This window comes from Colwellia sp. 12G3 (genome assembly GCF_002836775.1).
Lineage (GTDB): Bacteria > Pseudomonadota > Gammaproteobacteria > Enterobacterales > Alteromonadaceae > Colwellia.
Genome location: NZ_PJAQ01000013.1, coordinates 1 through 23,285, shown reverse-complemented (window position 1 = coordinate 23,285; position 23,285 = coordinate 1). Strand labels below are relative to the sequence as shown.

Below are 23,285 nucleotides of genomic sequence, written 5' to 3'. Positions count from 1 at the left end.
CTTGAACCAGTGACCCCCGCCTTGTAAGGGCGGTGCTCTCCCAACTGAGCTAATCGTCCATTTTAGTTTTACATCTTTATGGAAAGATGGTGGACGTTTACTTAACAAGAACAGGCTTGAACCTACTCTGCGAATAAAGTCCCAATACACTTTAAAAATAATAAAGTGGTGGACGATACTGGGCTTGAACCAGTGACCCCCGCCTTGTAAGGGCGGTGCTCTCCCAACTGAGCTAATCGTCCATTTTACTTGTAACACTACAACGTTTCAGGCAAAACCGTCTGCGTTTCAGTGGGGCGTATTATAGGGAGATAGAAAAAGCTGTCAACAGATAAACGGTAAATTTCCTGTTTTTTTTCAAAATATCAATTGTTTGATTTATTTTTATCCATAAAGCTGCATTAGTGTGCATAAAAATCTGTTGTAAGCTTTGCCGTTGGGCAACTAAAAAGGATGCCCTACCATCAACCATGTACTTGTTCCTTCTTTTGAGCGCGTAAAGTCTAATCGTACAACAATTCCAGCGGTTAGCGCTCTTAATGAAACCCCCACATCAGATTTCCAATCAGAGAAGAGTGTATCTCGATGAAAGCTAGGAGAGACTCTTCCCCCTTCAACATACAAAACCGTTTGTAACCAATCAAGATTTAGAAACTTTAACCACCGCACATTCTCCGTTGGATTATAATCGAGTGTCATACGATATTCAGCTGTTGTATAAACAACGGCTTTATCATGAAAGCGGTTTTGCCTAAATCCTCTTAAACGATACATACCACCTAATGTAGCGCCTTCAAGAAAAGGGGCATTATTTATGACTTGGCTATTACCCATATCATCAGAAGTTACTTGCCAACTTGGTGAGTACCCTAGCCAAGCGTTGAGAGCGATAATATTTTGTTTCGCAAAAGAGTTTTTCCCTAACGAGAAATATTTACTCGCTTCCATTTCAATAAAATCCCACTCTTCTTTAGATTCTAGCCACTTAGGGTTATAACTATAAGCAATATATTGTGAGCTCCCCTGGCTAGGATTAGCCGGAAAGTCGGTGTTGTCGTAAAATAGACCTAATTCAAGCGCATGAACAGCGCCAGAGAGTTCCCCTTCCTCATTCTTGTATTGCTGATAACGATTAAACTGCCTAGCTACTATGATGCTGGTACCCGTGGTGAGTGGATTCCAGTCAGCTTGTTGGGTTTCATTTTTTAATAACCCGCCGACCAATTGATAGCGAGTCATACTTTTTTCTTTAGCACTGCCCCATGGCAACACATATTCTAGCGTGACATTCCACCAATTACTTGAACCACTGGCTTGGATAAAGTCATCAAAGCTTGAATCATTTGCTCCAGGGCGAGGTGGAGGCATCATATCTCCAGGTAAAGGAGCATATGCCCGTAAAAGTGGGAACTCCCCCATCATGCCAAGAGCGCTGAAAAAAAGACGGTCACTATCTAAAACACTATAGTTCCAAAGCCCTGCCCCTAAACCTTTAGTATCTCCGCCACCATACACAGTGCCGCCTAAAGTCATTTGCTTTTGGTAAAGTCCTGTTGCCATCGCACCAACACCGATAACCAATCCCAAATCATCGGTACTAAAGATATACGGCAGCACCAAACTTTCACGCATTTTAGTATTTTCTTGTCGCTGCACCGAATACTTAACTTGACTCGGTGGTTTAGCTTGCGCGACAGTTATAGAAAATAACCACTGTGCGCTAACTAAAGTCAGCAGGACAATGGCTCGCACTAAATAAGCTGTAACGCTAGCGTTCATCAAGATAGCTTTACCCGGAGTCTAGTGAGTTTTTGGCATGTGAGCTTCATCATATTTGGTGCGTAATGTCTTAGCCCATGTTCTGATCATACGTTTTGCATCTGCTCGATTGGAAACGCGTGTTGCCCACTGATAATAACTGTTATCACCAGCCACTGAAACATTAACAATTCGTGCTAATATTTCACCACTTACGCCATCATAAAGCTCTAAGAATAAAGTCGCCTGTCCTGCATCACTGGCATAGGTTTTTACATTACCCGCTGATTTAAGATCCGGTGCTGCAACATCTAAATTAACGATGGCAGGTCTTATCACTAAGGTATTGGAACTCACTTTATCTACTATTGGGAATTTAGCATCCTTGCCAAACTCTTCTTTAAATACTTCATCAAACAATTTGGCAACATCTGCTTTAATACGTATTACATCGTCATCATGTACACGTGTCGATAATGACGCTTGATCTCTATTGTAATCTCGCTTCCAGTTTTTCTTAAAAGCAACACCACTAGGTAATATCTGTACTTTATCGTACTCTGAAAAGTCTACACCTTCTTTTTTATAAGCAACAGTAGAGCGTGTTGATTTTTTTAGCTCCATGCCTTCAGGCGATACTTGCGGAGCATTCGTTGGATTAGTAGAACTACAACCTATAGCGATAGATGCGACTATAGCAATAGCACTAAGTTTAATACCTTGTTGTTTATTCATTTTTATTCCTCTTTGTTATAAATATTTTGCGAATCCTGAGTTACTGTATAGTTCATACTTGTAAATATATCTTCAACAATAACTCAGTATCTTCGCTCGTATGTTTTATCATGTCAGCATGAGCCAACTACTTGCTTCGTCGAGCATTACCCATCGGCTGATGACCACCTCGCGACATATTCCCCATTTGTCGGCCATGTAAATCACGATTCATCGTTTTGTGGTCAAATGAACGGTTATTTTGTCGTTGCATAGTACTGGGCTGATTATTCCTAGATGGTTGATTACGAGGTTGTTGACTCACCCTAGAAGGCGAACTAATGGCCCCTTGTTTAGGTATTGTCTGCCAGTTTTTATTACTACGGTTTTGCCATTGGCCATTTTCGTGACGAACCACACCACCTTTCTTATCGGCATATACATTATTAGCTCTTTGGGGGGAAACTTTAGCGCTGTTTATTTTACCCGTAGACGGTGGTTTTACAGCATTACGCTTTTTATTTATTCCTTGGTTATATAAATTATTTTGTCGGTTACCTTGTGCTAGTTTTCCACCCGCTCTATTGGCAGGGTTTTTCGTAATGTTTTTCTGCGCATGAGCACGATTGGCAATGCTAACCGAGTTGCCAATATTGACATTACCATTAATATTGATGTTAGTACCGCCTCGATAGCCTCCGCCATAATATCGGCCGCAACAAGGTCTTGGATGATGATGATAACCACCGCCCCAAACAACGCCAACTCTAAAGAACGGGCTACCCCAACTTACGCCAACATTCCACCCTGTCCATGGGTTATAACCAACATGTAATCCCCACGTTGGTGGTCTAGGGTAATACCATCCGCCAACATAATAAGGCGGGTAATACCAACCAGTACCATAAATAGGTACGCCATAATAAGGATAAGACCATAAATAACCCGGCGTATAACCAACATAGACAACCTCAGGGGTTGAGTCATAAACAGTGACATAAGTGGTGTTATACATAGGCGAACTAGGTGGGATTTGAGCTATAGCCTCTTTAGGAATGTTATCTGCAACTTGCCAAGGCCCTTTAGCCGTATCGGCAACAAACCAAACACCATTATCAACCGCATAATACTTACCTGAAATTTTAAGTACTTGTGCTGACGTATTAATTGCAAATTCAACTTGGGTATCAACTATTTTCTCAAAAGTCGGTTCGCCGTCATAGTACACGGTCAGTTTTGCTTCACTCCGTTTTATCGCTGCTGTTTGGGGAATTTGTGCATCTAAAACGGCTTGCTCGGCTTCATCTGTGCCGGCAATAGAGGTTCTTAAACCACCAATAGCTGATTCGGGGGGGATTTCTTTAAAGCTTTGCGGTAATTTATCACCACGAACAAAAACCCAAGGGCCCTGTTCACTTTTACTGCTAAACCATCTGCCCGATAACAAAACGTACATATCGCCACTGTTCAGTTCTCGCAGCCAAGGTGTTTCAGTATTTTCTACATAAAGTAATTTACCACCGACCAAACTTGTCCACTTTGCTTTACCATCTGAAACCACTAACTCGGTAGGTTCGGTTGTAGCTATGATATTTGGTGCTGTTAGCACCTGTGGGGAGTCACTTTGGCTGTCATCTTTTGGGATCAAAGCTTTAAGATCTGCGGGAGGGTTAGCTAAAATAGACCATGGACCTAGGGCATTTGATGCTTGGTACCATAAATGACCACTGGTTAAATAAAATTTGTCTTGATTTTGTCTCTTTACTACAGCTAAGGGTGTATTTAGTGCTCGCTGATAGTTGCTATTTTCAATATCTCTAAAAACAGGCTCGCCATCAAAACTAAGCAGCACAGTCAATGTACTTGAGAATAAGATTGCTGGCGGATCATTTTTTATATTGGCAAGACTAGCTTTCATTTGCTCAGCACTCGTTAAGCTTGCGGTCAACTTAGATAATGAAGCGGTAAATGATGAATTTACTAATTGCTCTTCGACAAATTGACTAAACTCCTTTTCCCCTTTCTTATCTGATTCTGGCCAAGCGACTTCAGTCACTTTTAATTGACTAATCGTTACGGTGTTTTCACCGCGATCAGTGGCTATTTCTGCCGAGAACCAAAAAACACCAAAAACTGGCGAGGAATTCTCTTTTAATTCCAGCGCCATCGCCGCTCGACCCGTCAGTATATTACCCACGAGTTTTTCGGGTTGAGGTTGATAAATGACTATTGTGCCTTTGTCTCCCGATAATTCTTGTGGCCAATCATTGGCCAAACCAGATAAAGAAAATAATAGTAGAAAACATCCTATAAACCATTTATTTACAAACTTAAGTGTTTGAGCATTAAAGCGAGTATTCATCATACAATCCTGTATTGTTTATGACGGCTAATGTACAAAAAGCCTCAGTATGATAATATCGCCTGAAATTATGCCGCTGTAAATATAATTACATTAAAAGTTAAGCCGGTAACTACTTAATATACGCTAGGATTATCTATGAAAGCACCTTTATATAACGACATTCTTGCCATTTGCCAAGAGATTGCTAACGCTTCAGAAACAGACAATGATGAATTAAGGCTTGCTAGTTGTAAAAAATTACAAGTACTTTGTGCCACAAACCAAAACTCACCAAAAGATCACCCGTTACAATGGGAAGCACTTGCTGACTTTACTGAAGATGGCGAGCAAGCCATGGATATTTATGAAGTTGCTTTAGCCACAGCAGAAAAGTTAACATTGCCTACTTTTACTGCATCTGCCTATTTAGCTATGGCTCAACGCCAAGTTGAATTCGAAGAGAAAGAACAAGCACTCGTTTTTGCGAATCAAGCTAACGAAGCAGCACAAAATATTGATAGTGAAGAATTAAAAACTGAAATCACTGAGTTTTTAGTACAATTAACACAAGACTAAAATCCGTTTATTATCGAGAAAACCATGTCAGAAAGTTACTTAGTTATTGAATTAAACCACCAACCTGTTGAGCTATGTAAGCTACTAAAAATAGCGAATTTGGTCAGTGGTGGTGGTGAAGCAAAAGTCGTTATCAGTGAAGGCTATGTTTTACTTAATGGTGAAGTCGAATACCAAAAACGTAAGAAAGTTTATCATGAAGATGTGATTGAGTTTAACGGTGAAGTAGTACAGGTTATCATCAATGAAGAACTCTCTGAGATAGAATCTAGCCATGTCGCTTTAGAAGAAAACATTGCTAACACTCCTCCTGAAGTGATTAATCAAGGGACTATGGAACCAAGCGATCATCCTTCAAAAACCAAAACACCACAGAAAAAAGCTAAGTCTAAGAAAAGTCCTGCGAAACAGGCTGAGAGTGATTTTACACCTCAAATACAAGATATTGAAAAAGCTAAAGTACCGAGAAAAAGAAGACCTATTTCGTTTTAGTCATCTAAATCGGCATTTAAATTAGTAAATGAACGTTAATGAAAGCTACTTACAAGCAATCATTAACGGTCAACACTAACAAGAGTTAAAGCACTTTTTCCCAAAACATGGCTTTACCCGTTTTTTCATCTAGTTCATAGCCAGTAAAGCCCAATTTTTTATACGAATTTTGCGCCACTATATTGCCCTCTAGCACTTCAAGGGTTAATTTACAGTAACCACGTTCACGTGATATTTTCTCTGCTTCAATAAATAGTTTTTGGCTTAGACCTAAACCTCGGTATTCTTTTAATACACCGCAATCATGGATGTTGAGTAAAGGTTTGCATTTAAAAGTAGAAAAACCTTCCACGCAATTAAGTATGCCCGCCGGTTGACCATCTACATAACAAAGCAAGGTTAAAAAATCATTTCGCTTTGCTATAGCAGCAACTAAATTCTGTTGAACGTCATCAGTTAGTGCCGTTCCACCGCCCATCGGATCGAGTGCATAGGCATTTAACAACATCACTAAGTCTTTGCCATGTTGCTCATTATGGTAATCTGCTTCAATTAAAGTTATTTGCACGTCAGTTCCTTTTTACTTTTTACTTTTTGATGGAGCGCACTATACTATTTAAATGAATAAAATAAAATTATTGTGCCAATATAAAGACCCCGATAACACCAAGCAGCAAGCATTTTGCTGCCAAGGTGAAGCGAATAGCTCTGGTTTTTGTTTTTGGCATGATAAGGACATTGATAAATCAGGTTCGGATGTTAAGCAACGTTTAGAAAACTACGCCCAAGGCGGTGGAATGCTACGAGGAGTTATACTAACGAAAGCTCAACTTCAGAGCATAGACCTCGTCAATCATCATAAAAAAAGTGGTTATGACTTCTCTTATGCGGATTTTTATCATGCCAATATCAACGGTGGTCATTTATTTAATATTAACCTGCAACATGCCAGTATTATGAAAGCAGATTTACGCGATGCTAACCTTAACTGCGCCAATTTAGAATACACCAATATGTTAGGAGTAAAGTGGACAGGTAGTAAATTTGAAAATGTTAAGATTGGTAAAAAAATCAAACAGGAATATTCAGCTAAATCGGCCTTATCAGCTAAAAATTTGCAAGCAAATATTGATTATTTAGAACAAGCTGAAGAAATTTATCGAGACTTACGTAAACACGCTGAGCACGAAGGAATATTCACCCTCTCAGGCTACTTTATTCAAAAAGAGCTCACGATGCGTCGTTTGCAATTACCCAGATACGGCCTAAAACGTACCTTATCAAAACTGGTAGATATATTTTGTGGCTACGGCGAAGCACCTTTACGTATCATAGGTTTATCTCTCGCTATTATTTTCATATGCGCCATTATTTATGCCTTTACTGGTCTAAGTTACGGCGGTGATATTCAAGCAATCACCGCTGAGCAATCGTTAAATGAAAATATGTCCTTTTTCTTTTCATCACTTTATTACTCTGTGGTGACATTTACTACGCTAGGTTATGGCGATTTTACCCCCGTTGGGGTATCTCGGGCCATTGCCGCCATAGAGGCTTTTACTGGGAGTTTCACTATCGCTCTCTTCGTGGTAGTTTTTGTAAAGAAGATGACACGATAAGTAGATAAAACATCACATCATAATTTTTGAAGTAACTAACTCATAAATATTGCATATATTACTTTTTCATAAGCTAGCCCCCTGATAGAATGTCGCCAATTATATTTATCCCTATTTTACGGAAACCTTTACAATGCGTACCAGTCAATATTTACTGTCTACTCTTAAAGAAACCCCTGCTAGCGCAGAAGTGATCAGCCATCAGCTAATGTTACGAGCAGGCTTAGTTCGTAACCTTGCCTCGGGTTTATATACTTGGCTACCAACCGGTTTACGCGTTTTGAAAAAAGTTGAAAACATTGTCCGTGAAGAAATGCAGCGTGCTGGTGGTAATGAAATATTAATGCCTATGGTACAACCTGCAGACTTATGGGAAGAATCTGGCAGACTAGCTGATTATGGTCCTGAGTTATTACGTATAAGCGATCGCCATAAGCGTCCTTTCGTTTTAGGGCCAACTCATGAAGAAGTAGTGACAAAATTAATCGCTAATGAACTTAGCAGCTACAAGCAATTACCTTTGAATGTTTTTCAAATTCAAACCAAATTTCGTGATGAGATCCGTCCTCGTTTTGGTGTGATGCGTGGCCGTGAATTCTTAATGAAAGATGCTTATTCTTTTCATTTAGAAGACGAATGTTTAGAAAAAACCTATCAAATAATGTTTGATACTTACTGTCGTATTTTTGAGCGCTTAGAATTGAATTTCAGACCTGTTATAGCTGATACAGGTTCTATTGGTGGTGAGAAATCACATGAGTTTCATGTACTTGCTGATTCAGGAGAAGATGACATTGCTTTTAGTGATGCAAGTGATTTTGCAGCCAACATTGAAAAAGCTGAAGCATTAGCCCCTAAAGGTGAACGTGCTGAACCCACTCAAGAGTTCGCTACAGTAGAATTAAAACTCGATAAATTAATAAAAACCTTAGAGATAGATATAAAGACTACAGTTAAAACACACTTAGTGCTTGGCTCTGTTGCTGAAGGCCAACCGACAAAAATAGTTGCACTAGTGCTTCGTGGTGATCACCAACTTAATGAAATTAAAGTTGAGAACTTAGCCGGTATTGCTTCACCGTTAACATTTGCTACTGATGAACAAGTTTCCGCTATTGCTAACTGTCATAGTACCTCTTTAGGACCTAAAGGCTTAGCTATTGACGTGATTGTAGATCGTAGTGCTGCTCACTTAAGCGATTTTGTCTGTGGCGCTAACAAAAATAACCACTCTTTTACCGGTGTTAACTGGGAACGAGATTGTGGTGAGATCAACATTCAAGATATCCGTAATGTTGTTGCTGGTGACCCAAGCCCATGTGGTCAAGGTAACATCGAAATAAAACGTGGTATCGAAGTAGGTCATATTTTCCAGTTAGGCCGAAAGTATGCAGAAGCGATGAACTGTTCGGTACTAAATGAAGGTGGAAAAAACCAAACACTCACCATGGGTTGTTACGGTATTGGTGTTTCTCGTATTGTTGCTGCTGCTATAGAGCAAAACCACGATGAAAACGGTATCAAGTGGCCTAAAGCGATAGCACCATTTCAAGTGGCGATTGTGCCAATGAATATGGCAAAATCGGCTCGCGTTAAAGAAACCGCTGAAACGTTATATGAATCGTTAATTCAAGCTGGCATTGAAGTTTTGTTTGATGATAGAAAAGAACGTCCTGGCGTTATGTTTGCTGATCATGAGTTAATGGGCACACCATTATTAGTGGTCATTGGTGAACGTAATTTAGATGCACAGCAGGTTGAGCTTAAAAACCGTATTACTGGCGAAAAATCATTAATCGCTATTGATGATGTGCTGTCATTATTCAGCTAAATTAACGATATAGACAGTTAATTTTACCGTCGTTAATTAAAAAGGAGCTTAGGCTCCTTTTTTGTTGTTTCAAATTTAGGAATATCAATCACACAAATATCAATGTTCACGAATATAAGCCCCGTAGGTTTTACTGACGGCTTGGTTCAAAAGCATCATAGTGAGGTAAGTTGGCCTCGAGCTCTTCCCAGTTTGCTTTGGAGCTAACAAAGTTATGTGAGCTTGGTCTTTCTGCTATATCACTATCCAAAATGCCTAAACGTATTCTTAAACGCGTTGGATCATCTTCATTAGCACTATAAACTGGTGAGCCACATTTACTGCAAAAATGTCTATGACGCCCAGGTTTAAATGAAAAAGAGCTCAAGCTTTTACTGCCTGAAGTAATTTCAAATTCTGCCGTATTAATGAAGCCATTAGTGGCAAAGGCTGTGCCACTATTCTTACGACATAAAGAGCAGTGACAATGAATGATGTCACTGATATTACCATTCACTTTAATGTAAACTTCACCACATAAACATTTACCAAGATACATATCAGTGCGCCTATTCAATTATAATTATTTCTAACTTAATAACTTAACACTTTTTTAACGTATTATGCTGCTGAAAATTTTTGCTTGGTGAGCTAATAGATGTGATATACCTTTTCTAAATAAAAACAAACAATAAATCATTAAAAAAATTCAAAATAAGGCTTTCAAAACAGCGTATTATTGGCAACAATGATAGGCTCATTTTTTCTCAATTTAACTTAAGAAGTTGCCCACTCATGAAAGCTATTACCAAGTCATCTAAATTAAATAATGTTTGTTACGATATTAGAGGACAAATAGCAGCCGAAGCCAAGCGACTTGAAGATGAAGGCCACAAAATACTTAAGTTGAATATTGGCAACCCTGCCCCTTTTGGCTTTGCAGCCCCTGATGATATTTTAAAAGATGTGATCCATAACTTACCTAGGTCACAGGGTTACTCTGAATCGCAAGGCATTTATTCAGCCAGAGTTGCTGTCATGCAATATTTTCAACAGCAAGGCATTAAAGATGTCATGGTTGATGATGTTTTTATTGGCAATGGCGTCAGTGAGTTAATAGTTATGGCAATGCAAGCACTGCTTGATAATGGTGATGAAGTATTGATTCCATCTCCTGATTATCCTTTGTGGACTGCTGCAGTATCATTATCAGGCGGTAAACCTGTGCATTATCGCTGTGATGATGAGAATCATTGGTTTCCAGACTTACAGGACATGGAAAGTAAAATTACCAAAAAAACCAAAGCTATTGTAATAATCAACCCTAATAATCCAACAGGTGCAGTTTATTCAGAAGAAATACTGCAAGGAATAATTGCGCTCGCAAGAAAACACGGACTCATAATTTATAGCGATGAGATCTATGACAAAATTCTTTATGATGAAGCGACACATATCCCAACGGCAAAATTAGCAACAGATGTGTTTATCATAACCCTCGGTGGATTATCAAAAAATTACCGCATTGCTGGATTTAGATCGGGTTGGATGGTCATTTCTGGTCCTAAGCTACACGCCGAAGATTATATTAAAGGTATAATATTATTGTCGTCTATGCGAATGTGTGCGAATGTACCGAGCCAACACGCCATACAAACTGCTTTAGGTGGTTACCAAAGTATTAATGAATTAATTCGTGGTGACGGTCGTTTAATTAAGCAACGTAATATTGCTTACAAAATGATTAATGCTATAGATGGTTTATCATGTAACCCTGCCATGGGTGCTTTATATCTATTTGTTAAAGTAGATAATAAGAAATTCAATATCACTGACGATGAACGTATGATTTTGGATTTACTAAAACAAGAAAAAATACTATTAGTCCATGGTCGAGCTTTTAATATTAAAGAAAACAACTACTTTAGATTAGTATTTTTACCTCATGTTGATGAATTGATTCCAGCCCTTGAAAAATTAAAAAGTTTCTTTTCTAGTTATCAACAAGTCAATGCCAGTAAATAAACATAACCATTAATACCATGGAGCAATGATGCAAAGTTCATTTTTAGCTTGGATGTTTCGTATGCCATTGATCAAGCGATGGTCATTAATGTTTTGTGTTAAACCAGAAAACATTGCAGAGCATTCACATCAGGTCGCCATTGTTGCTCATTTACTGGCCGTCATTAAAAATAAAAAATTTAACGGCAACATCAATGCTGACAAAATATCAACCATTGCCATGTATCACGAAGCGAGTGAAACTCGCTACGGTGATATTGTGAATCCAACAAAGTATGCCAATAAAGAAATAGCCAGAGAATTTAAGAAAATTGAATTACTGGCAGAGCAAGAATGTTTAGCCTCACTTCCTGAAGAACTTCAGGAACTATTTAGTGACATTATCGTACAAGATAATGTCACTGAGGAATATAAAACCATTGTAAAAGCCGCTGATATTATTGTCGCGTATATTAAAGCCCTTGATGAGATTAATCATAAGAACCCCGAGTTTGATCATGTTGAGCAACGCTTAGCGATAAAAATAACAGAGTTAAAAGAAAGCATGCCTGAAGTTGAATACTTTATTGATACCTTTATGGCAGCTTGTTTAGCCACCGTAGATAAACTATCAAACAATTAACTGTCAACGTTTAATGGTCGGTCTCTATATGGTCTGGATATTTCACTCTAACATCTAAAAACTCATCAAAATTATCAACGATTATATGAACCATTTTAGCCTCAAATTTCTTATCTATTTGAGATACCAAAAACGCTTTAATTTCTTCCGCTTGCCAAGGCTCTTTATAACAGCGCTTTGAACCCAAGGCATCAAAAACATCTGCTACAGCCATGATCCGAGCTTCAATAGGGATTAAATCTCCTTTTAATCCCTCTGGGTAACCCGTACCATCCCAGTTTTCATGATGGTAATTGGCAAGTCGAGCAGCTAGTTGAGAAATATTGACTGTAGATTTTTCTAAAATATCTGCACCAATTTGTGCATGGGATTGCATAATTCTCCAGTCTTCTCCTTCTAATTTCCCTGGATTATGTAAAATATGTTCTGGGATAGCTATCTTACCTAAATCATGTAACGGTGCAGCTAATCGAATAGCCTCAACGAAGCCTTCATCTAAGCCTAATTTTCTTGCTAGCATCTCGCAAATAATAGCAACCCGCCGTACATGAGCCCCCGTTTCCTTACTGCGTGCTTCAACCGCTTCCCCAACAATGAATAACAACTCTTTTTGGGTTTTTTCTATTTCTTGTTGTTTGGTGAGACTTTCAAGAATTAACGCCACATTAGTAGCAAATAATTCAGCCAAGCTAGCTTTGAAGTGCTCATGATCATCTTCAAATTCAATATATAGCACAGACGCAGCACTGTTAGATGCTCGATAAAAACCGACAAAACAGCTTTCATCACGATAATGACTTTGGTCAATGAAAACTTGTTGAATGCGCGCTTTAACTTGCTCATTAATATTTGATGTTTCTAATGAGTCAGACTCACAAACATATTTACCCGTACAAGCAATAATAGAGCTTGTCGATTTATCCGCGTAATCGATTTGGGTTCTGGCTATATAAAGTGCAGAGCTTTCAACGTTCATCAGCGAAAGTAAATGATTAAGTGCTGCTGAACCAAAGTTTTTTAATTGGTTAATTTTTAATAAATCGTGGGTAGCTTCAATAAGCTTCTTAAACGCATCAAGACTGCGCTGAATGGTCATAATATCGCGATATGCACGTATGCTCGCATAGACAGTGGTAATCATTTTATTGGCGGTAAAGTCAGTTTTTTCTTTATAGTCATTGATATCAAATTCTTTAATGACTTTTGCCTCAGGGGCAGAACCCGCTTGTCCTGTTCGTAAGACTAAGCGAATTGATTGGTTTTTTTGGTCTTTTCTTATCCACTCAACGAGCTCTAGTCCTGCATGGTCAGTTTCCATAACAACATCAACAAATGCCATGCAAAAGGAATTATCCTTTAACAATATTTCTTTAGCTTCTTTACTTGAAAAAGCAGAGACTATTTCCAGTTTTCTATGCTCTATTTCAGCATCAGCAAGTACTAGCTTAGTAACTTGATGAACCGATTCATCATCATCAATGACCAAAATACGCCAAAACTTATCTTCTTTATTTTGCTCATCGCTAATTTCATCTTCGACTTCGTCTTGAAAAATAAAGTTGCTCATTGATCTCTATTGCGTTGTTTAAACCATAATATTAGTGTAATTCAGAACCAGTAAATTACTAGGGAAATTACAAAATAGTCCATTTACTATTATGAATATACATTACCTTTACTTAAATATTATGCAAAAAAAAACGGCACTAAGCCGTTTTTACATAAGTGTAATTATTGTAACTACTGAAACTTATCCACTACTTTTATCACTATTTTGTTTATCATTGCTAAAGGGTCTTCACTATTTTCAGATGTGAGACGTTTAGTTGCCCAACCATGCCATACTGGTTGATGAGTTTTAACATCATAAACATCAATAGCTAACTTACCTTCAGTATATTGTCTAACGCTAGTTTCTGTCCCCATAGACATAGTACCATAATAGCCTCGGCCACCGTAATAACCACGCCCCCAGCCGAAGCCAGAATTATAGGTTGCAGGGTAGCTATTCACTTTAATTTTATCGCGACTACCTACCGTATAAGAAATGGTAAAATCGGCGTCTTCAGCATTCGCCACTAATTGGTAGCCTTTAGCTATAAAAGCTTGCTCAATACTATTATCAACTCGCTCTTTCATTACCGGGTTAATATCAACAGGTGCTGCCATTATCTTTGCATTGGTTAGCCAAGCAAAGGTTTTATAGTTAATCGTTTCAATTTCGGTATTTCTATCAAAATCTACTTTAGCTGAATGTGTCGCACAACCTGCAGTAAAAGCAATTAAGGTGCTAATTATTAATAATTTAATTGGGGTCATATTTATTCCATTTATTGTAGTAAGACCAATATTTTAAGTCTTTCGATCGGCGTATAACACTCCAGTTAATATAAATCATAATGTTTCACTAATACAGGTAAAATAGTGTTTAAAATTGTTTTCAGCTGTAATAAAAAATGAAATAACATCTAAACAAAGTAGTGGTCAATACTTTTGGCGAAAAAATAAAATGTAGTTTTTTCACTGTTTTGTATTTATTGGTTGACACAAGCAGTGAAAGTCTTTAAAAATAGTACTAATTATAATATTTAAGTTTTTGTTACTTTTATGAGTTTTAAAACAACTGTCCTCAATGTCGTCCTCTTAGTCGTAGTGGTGCTTTCACCACTAGCGGGGATTACTTGTGCTTAGCAAAAACGATTAAGCAATAATATCAAGAAACCCTCGCTCTTTTTAAGACCGAGGGTTTTTTATTATCTCAATATTTATTTATTCAAAACATTAAATTTACACAGAATCAAGGTGATGGCATGACAACAGAGCTTTTTACTGGTGCAGAAATGGTAGTTAAATCTCTATCAGCACTTAAGGTTAAATACATTTTCGGTTACCCTGGTGGATCCGTTTTAGATATTTATGACGCTATATTTCAACAAGATGAAATTGAACATATTTTAGTGCGTCATGAACAAGCAGCAACTCATATGGCCGATGGTTATGCTAGGGCAACAGGTGAAGTTGGTGTCGTATTAGCGACTTCTGGCCCTGGCGCAACTAACTGTGTGACAGGTATAGCGACGGCTTATATGGATTCAATTCCTATGGTAGTGCTTGCAGGTCAAGTAGCCACATCACTTATCGGTAATGATGCTTTTCAAGAAACTGATATCGTCGGCTGTACTCGTCCTATTATCAAACACAGTTTTAGCTGTCGAAGCTTAGCTGATATTCCTGATGCTATCTCTAAAGCCTTTTATATTGCAAGTACAGGTAGACCTGGCCCTGTTGTGATCGAGTTACCTAAAGATATCTTGATCCCACAAAATAAAGGACCATTTAGTATCGAAACTGATATTAAAATACGTTCTTACAACCCTAATGTTAACGGTCATCCTAAGCAAATAAAAAAAGCAGTACAAGCTATTGCAAGGGCCAAGAAATTGGTCATTTATTCTGGTGGCGGTATAGTTTTGTCTGATGCTTCTGAATTACTAACCAAGTTAGTTGAAACATTAAAAGCGCCCATTACCAATACGTTAATGGGGCTTGGTGGTATCTCAGGAACTCACGAACAGTTTATTGGTATGCTGGGTATGCACGGTAGTTTAGAAGCCAATAAGAGCATGGCCAATGCCGATGTTATTTTAGCCCTAGGTGCTCGTTTTGATGACAGGGTTACTAATAATGTCGAGAAATTTTGCCCTAACGCTACCATTATTCATGTAGATATAGACCCTACATCGATATCAAAAACAATTAATGCTCATATTCCCGTTGTTGGCTTAGTCGAAGTGGTTATGCAGCAATTATTAGATGAGTTGAGTGACATAAACTTCAGCCCTGATGAAGTAGCATTGACACTATGGTGGCAGCAAATAAACTTATGGCGCAATGTAAAAAGCATGAGCTATGATCAAGCTGAAAATGAGAAAATAAAACCTCAACGTGTTGTTGAAGCGCTATATAAAATAACTCAAGGTGATGCATACGTTTGCTCTGATGTTGGTCAACATCAAATGTTTGCGGCACAACACTACCCTTTTGCTAAACCGCGTCGATGGATCAACTCCGGTGGTGCTGGCACCATGGGCTTTGGCTTACCCGCAGCGATGGGAGTTAAATTAGCCTTCCCAGACAAACATGTTATTTGTATAACCGGCGATGGCTCTATTCAAATGAACATCCAAGAACTTTCTACTTGCTCACAATATAAATTACCTGTAGTAATTGTCACATTAAATAACCGCTCCCTTGGTATGGTTCGCCAATGGCAGGATATGGTTTATGGTGGTCGCCATTCCTCTTCATATATGGAATCATTACCTGACTTTGTTAAAGTCGCCGAGGCTTATGGTCATGTCGGTATTAAGATTGATCACTTAGATGAGTTAGAAGAAAAACTAACACAAGCTTTTAATATTAAAGACCGCTTAGTTTTTGTCGACGTTATGGTTGATGAAAAAGAACATGTTTACCCTATGCAGATACGTACGGGTGCAATTGATGAAATGTGGCTGAAAAAAGGAGTTAAGGCATAATGCGTAGAATTTTAGCTATATTGATGGAAAATGAACCTGGCTCATTATCACGAATCGTTGGGTTATTCTCTCAACGTGCTTTTAATATTGAAAGCTTAACCGTTGCGCCAACTGACGATAATAGTTTGTCACGTATGACCATTGCCACTATAGGTGACGATAAAGTATTAGAGCAAATTGTTAAACAAGTAAATAAACTGATTGACGTGATTAAAATTATCGATATCACTGATAGACAGCATATTGAACGTGAATTGTTATTAGTAAAAGTCACTGCTATGACTGATAAATCGCGTAATGAAGTAAAGCGCATAACGGATATATTTCGAGGTAATATTATCGATATTGGTAAACAAGTTTATACTGTTCAACTTACCGGTAACGCTGAAAAGCTTAATGCGTTTATTACAGCGCTACAGCATGAGACTGAAATCATTGAATCAGCTCGTTCCGGTTGTGTTGGTATGGCACGCGGTGATAAAGCCTTAAGAATTTAACGACTAACCAACAATAAAAAAGTGGCTTCAAGCCTCTTTTTTATTGTTTTTCGCCGGTAAATTTTCCAAGCTTAGAGGGATAAACTCATCAACTAAATAGGAAAGCTAAATAATAAACGAAAAGCACTGAAGTTTTTACTGTATCGATAACTTAGCCCTAACCGCTCAATTCCTGCCCACGAATAACCAATAGTTTCACTAAAGTGCAAAGTAAAGCCAAACTCTACACTGTTAGTCAATGTTACATTTTTTTCTTCATCAAGGCTCCGTGCACTTAACGTTAAAAAATCAACCTCACTGAAGTACCAAAACGCCATCGCAAAAACTCTTGGCTGAAATTGATAGCCAAACACTTGATATTGTAATGGTAATCCTACATCTATGCCCGTTTGTATCGCTGCATAGGAATCTTTAGCATCATAGCCATTACCGTCGTAACGCGCATAATAAATTCTATTAGCCCAAATAGCGTCATAGTTTTTCATATTAAAATTATAAAGGGCTGATACACCTGAAGAATGAATATTAACGCCTTTATTTGTCGTTAGATTTCGACCATAACCTATATCAATATAACTCTCTATAAGCCAATCTTGGTTGTATTGATAGTTAAAAGCAAGCCCGGGCGTAAAGGTAATCGTACCCACTTCATCGGGAAAATCAAGATTAGGCAAATCAGCCAAGCCAAAGTCAAAAAAACCTAACGAAATAGGTAAACGTAAACCGTAACTTGTTTTATCTTTATGCCCTAGTTCGTATGTAAAAGGCATACTTATCAAGCTAGCATGTTGCCCGGTAGTCTTATAAATACCACTCCCTAGGTAGTTAGCATAAGCATAATGTACCGGTTCAATTTCTTCGGCTTTTACAGACACAATTGCAAGGATAAGCAGTATAAAAAGGGTAACTAAACTTGGTTTCATAATTTGTAGATCGTGAGTAAATAATTAATAAATAAATTGTTAATCGTCTATTAGTAAAATAGAAATCAGTTAACCGTCTATTCAGTTACGCGAATGTAGCTTAAATAACGTTGATGAATATCACGGACATAGTTTACTGGCTCTCTGCCTCTGACATAGCCAAAACGCGCTTTTTTATAATATTCTTTACGTTGGAGTAATAACATCGCTTTTTCAACATTATTAAACCACCGATCACTTCTTAATCCTAGCTGCCTTGCTAATCTTTGTGCATCTTTTACATGCCCATACCCGGCATTATAAGAAGCTAAGGAGAAAAAAATTTGTTCTTGTATTGGTAAGTCTTTTGAGAAACGATCGCGTGTCCAATCTAAATATTGTACGCCTGATGCAATGGCTTGCTCTGGGTCTTTTAAATCCGCTACACCAAGTTCTTCGGCAGTCCGGGGTAACATTTGCATTAAACCCATAGCGCCGGTGGAATTACTGGCTAAGGGATCAAATCGACTTTCTTGATACATTTGCGAAACGATCAGTCGCCAATCAAAATTATAGGGTTGCACATACGAGCGCACTATATCGTCATAGGGAGATAAGTTAGAGCCCGATACTAAGCGGTGTTTTTTATGACTTTTTTGCAATTTTTCATTGTAGAAATACTTGTTTTTAACCACATTATAAAAAGTACCCCGATAATACTTTCTGACAAACTCATTTAAATAGGATAGTAATTGCGGGTTATTTTTCCTGACCAAGTAAGCATATGGTACATCTTCTTTAAAGGTTAGTGGTGTGATAATTTGTGATCGAAAACTGCTCTCAATGGCGATCAAGTTACTATCAGCAATAGTTAAGTCAATTTCTTTATCTGCCACCTGACTGATCAATATCTCTGTGGCAATATCTTCATTGGCTATGATAATGTTAGCGCCAAAGTCCTTCGCTAGCATTTGCCCTGTAGTCCAAAAACTACTACTTTTTCTCAGGGTAATCGTTCGATCTTTTAGGTCGGATAGCTCATTGATAGGTAAACTATCTTGATGAGCAACCAATTGCTCTTTTACCCGATTATAACGAATGCTTGTCGCTAACTTTGCTTTAGTTATTTGCGCTTTTCGTGAATGAGTACGAGAAAGCCCTGCGGCAATAATGTCGCCTTTTCCTTCCGCTAATAACGCCAACATTTCCGCGTAACTATCGGCAACAACAATAACCAATTTAACCTTGTGAATATCAGCAAACTTACGCATCAACTCATATTCAAAACCAAGTAACTCACCACGCCATAAAAAATAGGTTTCAGGACTATTGCGTGTGATCACCCGTAAAGGAAGTTTCTCTTTTCTTAACTGCTTAAAGTCAATGCTCCGCTCTGGCTCTACCATTTGCATAACATGGTGAACCGATATAAATTCATTTAACTCATGCAAAAAACTGTCATTATTTAAATTCACAGCCCATGCAAGGTTTATTGCTTTAGGTAGTATAAAAACACTTTTAATATCATCACGGTATTGTTTTAATGTTTCTAAAGCAAAACCATCCATTACGGTGTACTTAACGGTACCTTCTGCAACATTATCTGCCATTTCGTGAGAACTGACTTGCTCTTCAGTAATGTTAACTTGCCAATGAGGATATTGCTTACTAATACTATCAATGTAAGCTGAGCCGATAGGGAGATAAATAATATTATTATCATTTTTATCAAATTTTTGTTTGCCTGCTTTAGCGATAACTACTTCTCTGTCACGTAATAACGGGTAAGTGAAGCTATATTTGTCTGCACGATTAGCGGTAATGGTTAAATGCCGAGGGATAATATCAACTTCGAACGCTGACAATTTGTCAAACATGCCAGCTAAGTTACTCACTCTATGCCACTTGATTTTTAAACCTCGTTCATCGGCAAAGTTTTGTAATAAGCTTGAATGATAAGCACTTGTTGAGCCAGATCTTGGTAATGCTGATTCTAACTGCCAATCTAGTTTTACTGCATTAATGTGTCCTGAGGCTTTTATTTCTGACCACGTTCGGGCTGTTGTTCTTTGTTCTGCAATTTTTATGATTTTTTTAACTGATGTTATTAATTCGCTTTGAGCACGGCTTTGATCAATGGAGTTTTCAGGCGTTTCTTCCACTGAAGACTGTTCTTGACACCCAGCTAAGATAACTAGCATAAAAATACTTGCTGTTACTATGGCAACTAACTGTTTATTCATTAAATGTGCCTATCTGTTTTTATATAACATTAACAGATTTAGCAAAAAAAAAGCCAGTGGTAAGTTTAAATAACTTATCACTGACTTTCTTTAATAAATCACTGTAAATACTATAAATAAATTTACTTTGATTTTTACTCTGCTTTTGTTTAGCTTACTGACTTATTTTAGCCCAAGTATCTCGTAAACCAACAGTACGGTTGAAAACTAATCCACCAGGCTCTTTAATATCATTATCTAAACAGAAATAGCCTTGGCGTTCAAACTGATAAGCACATTCAGCTTTAGCTTCTGCTAATGATGGCTCAACTTTAGCGCCCGTAATAGTCACTAAAGACTCAGGATTGATCACTGAATTAAAATCGTCTTCTGCAGCTGGGTTAGGTACTGTAAATAATCGGTCATATAAACGTACTGTCGCATCAAGTGATTTAGCCGCATCAACCCAATGAATTACACCTTTAGGTTTAGTACCATCCGTTGGATTTTTACCTAAAGTATCTTCATTGTAAGTACAGTAAACCGTGGTGACATTACCTTCTTCATCTTTATCACAACGTGTTGCTGTAACAACATAGGCTCCACGTAAACGTACTGCTTTATCGATGACCAAACGTTTATATTTCTTGTTGGCTTCTTCTTTAAAATCTTCGGCTTCAATATAAAGCGTTTTAGAAAATGGCACAATACGTGTCCCTTGTTCGTCATCACTTGGGTGATTCTTAACAACAAGGTCTTCACTTTTGTCTTGTGGGTAGTTTTCAATCACTAATTTAATAGGATCTAAAACAGCCATCGCTCGTGGCGCATTATCATTTAAATCTTCACGAATACAAGCTTCTAAAACACTCATCTCAATAGTGTTTTCCATTTTAGTTACACCGATTCGCTTGGCAAACTCTCGCATTGATGCTGGCGTGTAACCTCGACGACGAAAAGCGGCAATGGTTGGCATCCGTGGGTCATCCCAGCTATCAACTAACTTTTCTTCTACCAAGGTATTGAGCTTACGTTTACTCATCAAGGTGTATTCAAGGTTTAAGCGAGAAAACTCATACTGATGTGGCGTACTTGGTACTGAGACATTTTCAATTACCCAATCGTATAAACGTCGGTTATCTTGAAACTCTAATGTACAAAGAGAATGACTGATGCCTTCTAATGCATCAGATAAACAATGGGTAAAGTCATACATTGGATAAATGCACCACTTATCACCCGTTTGGTGATGATGGGCAAAACGAACACGATAAATGATAGGATCACGTAAGCACATAAAACTTGAGCTCATGTCTATTTTCGCGCGTAGAGCACAAATACCCTCTTCAAACTCACCATTTTTCATTTTGGCAAATAAGGCTAAGTTTTCTTCTACTGAAGTTTCACGGTAAGGGCTATTTTTACCTGGTTTATTCAAAGTACCACGATACTCACGTGTTTCTTCCGCATTTAAGAAACAAACATACGCCAAACCTTTCTCGATAAGTTCTATCGCAAAACCATGTAACTGGTCAAAATAATTAGAAGAATATTTAACATCACCGGCCCACTCAAAACCTAACCACGTTACATCTTTCTGGATCGCATGAACGTAATCAATATCTTCTTTTTCAGGGTTAGTATCATCAAAGCGTAAATTACATAAACCGTTATAATCTTGGGCAATACCAAAACTCAAACAAATAGCTTTGGCATGACCAATATGTAAGAAACCATTTGGCTCAGGTGGAAAACGTGTTTGCACACTGGTGTGCTTACCACTATCCAAATCGGCATCAATGATATTACGAATAAAGTTTGTTGGGCGGTTTTCGGTATCCGACATGAAAATAAACCTCTGAAAATAACTTAATACTCACGGATTAATTTATTCATCCAATGAGTATAAAGCTGGGTATAAAGTGCGTTTACGCACAAAGATAGCGGCATTATAGCAAGTGTTTACTAGGGAGAATAGCGTTAGATAAGAGTATATTGCTTAATAACAGCAGTGGTCGAATATTAGCTCATTCTCCACTCAACACAAAATGTATATACTAAAAAATAAAGTTTACTGTATTATTTTTTAGCTTGGTAATACTTACGAAAAATGACTAGTAATGATTATTTAAGAGTAAGCAGAAGCTCAATAAACAATCATCAACAATGAAGCGGTTAGCTTTATCAAAAATAATGACTAATCAAATGTCTAGTTTTTTAAGCTCGATAATCAATGTGTCAATGAATGTTCTCACCGATAAAGGCATGTGATCTCGAGAGCTATAAACACAGTGTATACCTAATGTGTTAGGTTGATATTTTGGTAGTACTACTTCAAGCTGTCCTATTGATAAATAGGGTAATACTGAAGACTTAGGTAGCATAGTAATATCATTGACTGCTGCTTGCAATAATACTCCCGAATCATTTGCAGAAAAACGCCCTGATACGCCGACAGAATATTGCAAGCCATGGTGAACCTGACTATTAGTTTGGTTTAGACGTTATTCAAGCGGCCTTTCCTCTGGTGAAAGTAGTGATTTACGCAACCACTCATGCGTATATAAAAAATCCCATGAAGCCTAAATAATCCTATTGGGGGTCAATATTAAAAGAAAATTCACCAAAAAAATTGATTCTACCAGAGGTTTTACCTAACGATACTTTATATGTTGATGGCCAACCCGTTTAAATAATTGGTTTAAATGGGCATCTTCCAAAACATAGCTTCGTATGGGTCCATTCAACGAAAACGGTGCTTGGTAGCGTGAGATTTTTTAATAACATGCATGCTTGGTTGGCTGATTCACAAAGTGAGCAATCATGTATCAACTGACTTTAAACTTTAGAACAAGTCGATGATTTACAAACTAAATAAGTTATAGCGGAGCATCTTTTAGGAGATAAACCAACAAAAACTGATTCAATCGGGTTTATGTGCCAGTATTTAAAAGACTTTGACGAGGCGACCAAGGCATCAAGCAACTCCGCAGCGTTAGTAAATAAGCTAAAAGGAAAATATCCAACCATTGGTGGTGACTCAATATTAGATTTGAGCGCCAAGGTAATTATGGGGGAGGTAAAATGGCCATAATAGGCTATTTTATTAGGAAGGACATCTATGAAACTTACTCTACATACTATCGTCGAATTATTATTTGGTTAG

20 protein-coding genes and 1 tRNA gene are annotated in these 23,285 nt (G+C 37.8%); 9 read left to right on the top strand and 12 right to left on the bottom strand.

Features of this window, described 5'->3' with window-relative positions:
* Window positions 1–166 precede the first annotated feature (166 nt).
* The 4 genes from CXF71_RS05260 to CXF71_RS05245 form a co-directional block, all read right to left on the bottom strand.
* Window positions 167–242: transfer RNA gene (locus tag CXF71_RS05260), tRNA-Val, on the bottom strand.
* 202 nt (window positions 243–444) lie between these two features.
* The gene (locus tag CXF71_RS05255; protein WP_198559837.1) at window positions 445–1,779 is read right to left on the bottom strand and encodes a BamA/TamA family outer membrane protein; all 1,335 of its coding nucleotides are present in this window, start codon (window positions 1,777–1,779) and stop codon (window positions 445–447) included.
* 21 nt (window positions 1,780–1,800) lie between these two features.
* A complete protein-coding gene (locus tag CXF71_RS05250; RefSeq protein ID WP_101231933.1) occupies window positions 1,801–2,493 on the bottom strand; it encodes a DUF3313 family protein in 693 nt (230 codons plus the stop codon).
* A gap of 127 nt (window positions 2,494–2,620) precedes the next feature.
* Window positions 2,621–4,837: a carbohydrate-binding family V/XII gene (locus CXF71_RS05245; protein ID WP_232771388.1), complete on the bottom strand. Its 2,217-nt coding sequence runs from the start codon at window positions 4,835–4,837 to the stop codon at window positions 2,621–2,623.
* A 135-nt stretch (window positions 4,838–4,972) separates the two neighbouring features.
* On the opposite strand from CXF71_RS05245, the gene CXF71_RS05240 reads away from it, so the two are divergent.
* Together CXF71_RS05240 and CXF71_RS05235 are read left to right on the top strand one after the other, a co-directional pair.
* On the top strand, window positions 4,973–5,392 hold the full coding sequence (locus tag CXF71_RS05240; protein ID WP_101231931.1) for a hypothetical protein: 420 nt from the start codon (window positions 4,973–4,975) through the stop codon (window positions 5,390–5,392).
* Between the two features lie 24 nt (window positions 5,393–5,416).
* Window positions 5,417–5,884 (top strand): RNA-binding S4 domain-containing protein, encoded by a 468-nt coding sequence (locus tag CXF71_RS05235; RefSeq protein WP_101231930.1) that lies wholly within the window; start codon window positions 5,417–5,419, stop codon window positions 5,882–5,884.
* Between the two features lie 85 nt (window positions 5,885–5,969).
* Here the strand turns inward: CXF71_RS05235 and CXF71_RS05230 are convergent, their stop codons facing one another.
* Window positions 5,970–6,452: a GNAT family N-acetyltransferase gene (locus CXF71_RS05230; protein ID WP_101231929.1), complete on the bottom strand. Its 483-nt coding sequence runs from the start codon at window positions 6,450–6,452 to the stop codon at window positions 5,970–5,972.
* Between the two features lie 52 nt (window positions 6,453–6,504).
* Here CXF71_RS05230 and CXF71_RS05225 point away from each other — a divergent pair, with 52 nt between their 5' ends.
* A complete protein-coding gene (locus CXF71_RS05225; protein WP_101231928.1) occupies window positions 6,505–7,503 on the top strand; it encodes an ion channel in 999 nt (332 codons plus the stop codon).
* 133 nt (window positions 7,504–7,636) lie between these two features.
* A complete protein-coding gene (locus tag CXF71_RS05220) occupies window positions 7,637–9,334 on the top strand; it encodes a proline--tRNA ligase (RefSeq protein ID WP_101231927.1) in 1,698 nt (565 codons plus the stop codon).
* A gap of 130 nt (window positions 9,335–9,464) precedes the next feature.
* On the opposite strand, the gene CXF71_RS05215 is transcribed toward CXF71_RS05220, so the two are convergent.
* On the bottom strand, window positions 9,465–9,872 hold the full coding sequence (locus tag CXF71_RS05215; RefSeq protein WP_101231926.1) for a GFA family protein: 408 nt from the start codon (window positions 9,870–9,872) through the stop codon (window positions 9,465–9,467).
* Between the two features lie 236 nt (window positions 9,873–10,108).
* On the opposite strand from CXF71_RS05215, the gene CXF71_RS05210 reads away from it, so the two are divergent.
* Window positions 10,109–11,338: a pyridoxal phosphate-dependent aminotransferase gene (locus tag CXF71_RS05210; protein WP_101231925.1), complete on the top strand. Its 1,230-nt coding sequence runs from the start codon at window positions 10,109–10,111 to the stop codon at window positions 11,336–11,338.
* A 28-nt stretch (window positions 11,339–11,366) separates the two neighbouring features.
* Window positions 11,367–11,960, top strand: a complete 594-nt coding sequence (gene yfbR / locus CXF71_RS05205; protein WP_101231924.1) for a 5'-deoxynucleotidase — start codon at window positions 11,367–11,369, stop codon at window positions 11,958–11,960.
* A gap of 10 nt (window positions 11,961–11,970) precedes the next feature.
* On the opposite strand, the gene CXF71_RS05200 is transcribed toward yfbR, so the two are convergent.
* A complete protein-coding gene (locus tag CXF71_RS05200; protein WP_101231923.1) occupies window positions 11,971–13,527 on the bottom strand; it encodes an HD domain-containing phosphohydrolase in 1,557 nt (518 codons plus the stop codon).
* 173 nt (window positions 13,528–13,700) lie between these two features.
* Complete coding sequence (locus CXF71_RS05195) at window positions 13,701–14,279, bottom strand: DUF4136 domain-containing protein (protein ID WP_101231922.1); 579 nt, start codon at window positions 14,277–14,279, stop codon at window positions 13,701–13,703.
* Window positions 14,280–14,770: 491 nt separating this feature from the next.
* Between CXF71_RS05195 and CXF71_RS05190 the strand changes: the two genes are divergently transcribed.
* Both CXF71_RS05190 and ilvN read left to right on the top strand, forming a co-directional pair.
* Window positions 14,771–16,498, top strand: a complete 1,728-nt coding sequence (locus tag CXF71_RS05190; protein WP_101231921.1) for an acetolactate synthase 3 large subunit — start codon at window positions 14,771–14,773, stop codon at window positions 16,496–16,498.
* Window positions 16,498–16,995, top strand: a complete 498-nt coding sequence (gene ilvN, locus CXF71_RS05185; protein WP_101231920.1) for an acetolactate synthase small subunit — start codon at window positions 16,498–16,500, stop codon at window positions 16,993–16,995. The genes CXF71_RS05190 and ilvN overlap by 1 nt, the downstream gene beginning before the upstream one ends.
* A 92-nt stretch (window positions 16,996–17,087) precedes the next feature.
* On the opposite strand, the gene CXF71_RS05180 is transcribed toward ilvN, so the two are convergent.
* The 4 genes from CXF71_RS05180 to CXF71_RS05165 all read right to left on the bottom strand — a co-directional run bounded on the left by CXF71_RS05180 (window position 17,088) and on the right by CXF71_RS05165 (window position 22,587).
* Window positions 17,088–17,918, bottom strand: coding sequence for a hypothetical protein (locus CXF71_RS05180; protein WP_101231919.1), 831 nt, complete (start codon window positions 17,916–17,918; stop codon window positions 17,088–17,090).
* A gap of 77 nt (window positions 17,919–17,995) precedes the next feature.
* Window positions 17,996–20,140, bottom strand: coding sequence for a transporter substrate-binding domain-containing protein (locus CXF71_RS05175; RefSeq protein WP_101231918.1), 2,145 nt, complete (start codon window positions 20,138–20,140; stop codon window positions 17,996–17,998).
* A gap of 154 nt (window positions 20,141–20,294) precedes the next feature.
* Window positions 20,295–21,965: a glutamine--tRNA ligase gene (gene glnS / locus CXF71_RS05170; RefSeq protein WP_101231917.1), complete on the bottom strand. Its 1,671-nt coding sequence runs from the start codon at window positions 21,963–21,965 to the stop codon at window positions 20,295–20,297.
* 355 nt (window positions 21,966–22,320) lie between these two features.
* A complete protein-coding gene (locus tag CXF71_RS05165; RefSeq protein ID WP_101231916.1) occupies window positions 22,321–22,587 on the bottom strand; it encodes a LysR substrate-binding domain-containing protein in 267 nt (88 codons plus the stop codon).
* Window positions 22,588–23,054: 467 nt separating this feature from the next.
* On the opposite strand from CXF71_RS05165, the gene CXF71_RS21405 reads away from it, so the two are divergent.
* The gene (locus tag CXF71_RS21405) at window positions 23,055–23,213 is read left to right on the top strand and encodes a hypothetical protein (RefSeq protein ID WP_157826697.1); all 159 of its coding nucleotides are present in this window, start codon (window positions 23,055–23,057) and stop codon (window positions 23,211–23,213) included.
* The last annotated feature ends 72 nt before the right edge of the window (window positions 23,214–23,285 follow it).

Coding starts and splice junctions, on each gene's coding strand:
- CXF71_RS05240 (WP_101231931.1), top strand. CDS start 4,973: ATGAAAGCACCTTTATATAACGACATTCTTGCCATTTGCCAAGAGATT.
- CXF71_RS05215 (WP_101231926.1), bottom strand. CDS start 9,872: ATGTATCTTGGTAAATGTTTATGTGGTGAAGTTTACATTAAAGTGAAT.
- CXF71_RS05195 (WP_101231922.1), bottom strand. CDS start 14,279: ATGACCCCAATTAAATTATTAATAATTAGCACCTTAATTGCTTTTACT.
- CXF71_RS21405 (WP_157826697.1), top strand. CDS start 23,055: ATGTGCCAGTATTTAAAAGACTTTGACGAGGCGACCAAGGCATCAAGC.
- glnS (WP_101231917.1), bottom strand. CDS start 21,965: ATGTCGGATACCGAAAACCGCCCAACAAACTTTATTCGTAATATCATT.
- CXF71_RS05255 (WP_198559837.1), bottom strand. CDS start 1,779: ATGAACGCTAGCGTTACAGCTTATTTAGTGCGAGCCATTGTCCTGCTG.
- ilvN (WP_101231920.1), top strand. CDS start 16,498: ATGCGTAGAATTTTAGCTATATTGATGGAAAATGAACCTGGCTCATTA.
- CXF71_RS05190 (WP_101231921.1), top strand. CDS start 14,771: ATGACAACAGAGCTTTTTACTGGTGCAGAAATGGTAGTTAAATCTCTA.
- CXF71_RS05235 (WP_101231930.1), top strand. CDS start 5,417: ATGTCAGAAAGTTACTTAGTTATTGAATTAAACCACCAACCTGTTGAG.
- CXF71_RS05245 (WP_232771388.1), bottom strand. CDS start 4,837: ATGATGAATACTCGCTTTAATGCTCAAACACTTAAGTTTGTAAATAAA.
- CXF71_RS05175 (WP_101231918.1), bottom strand. CDS start 20,140: ATGAATAAACAGTTAGTTGCCATAGTAACAGCAAGTATTTTTATGCTA.
- CXF71_RS05250 (WP_101231933.1), bottom strand. CDS start 2,493: ATGAATAAACAACAAGGTATTAAACTTAGTGCTATTGCTATAGTCGCA.
- CXF71_RS05180 (WP_101231919.1), bottom strand. CDS start 17,918: ATGAAACCAAGTTTAGTTACCCTTTTTATACTGCTTATCCTTGCAATT.
- CXF71_RS05225 (WP_101231928.1), top strand. CDS start 6,505: ATGAATAAAATAAAATTATTGTGCCAATATAAAGACCCCGATAACACC.
- yfbR (WP_101231924.1), top strand. CDS start 11,367: ATGCAAAGTTCATTTTTAGCTTGGATGTTTCGTATGCCATTGATCAAG.
- CXF71_RS05200 (WP_101231923.1), bottom strand. CDS start 13,527: ATGAGCAACTTTATTTTTCAAGACGAAGTCGAAGATGAAATTAGCGAT.
- CXF71_RS05220 (WP_101231927.1), top strand. CDS start 7,637: ATGCGTACCAGTCAATATTTACTGTCTACTCTTAAAGAAACCCCTGCT.
- CXF71_RS05210 (WP_101231925.1), top strand. CDS start 10,109: ATGAAAGCTATTACCAAGTCATCTAAATTAAATAATGTTTGTTACGAT.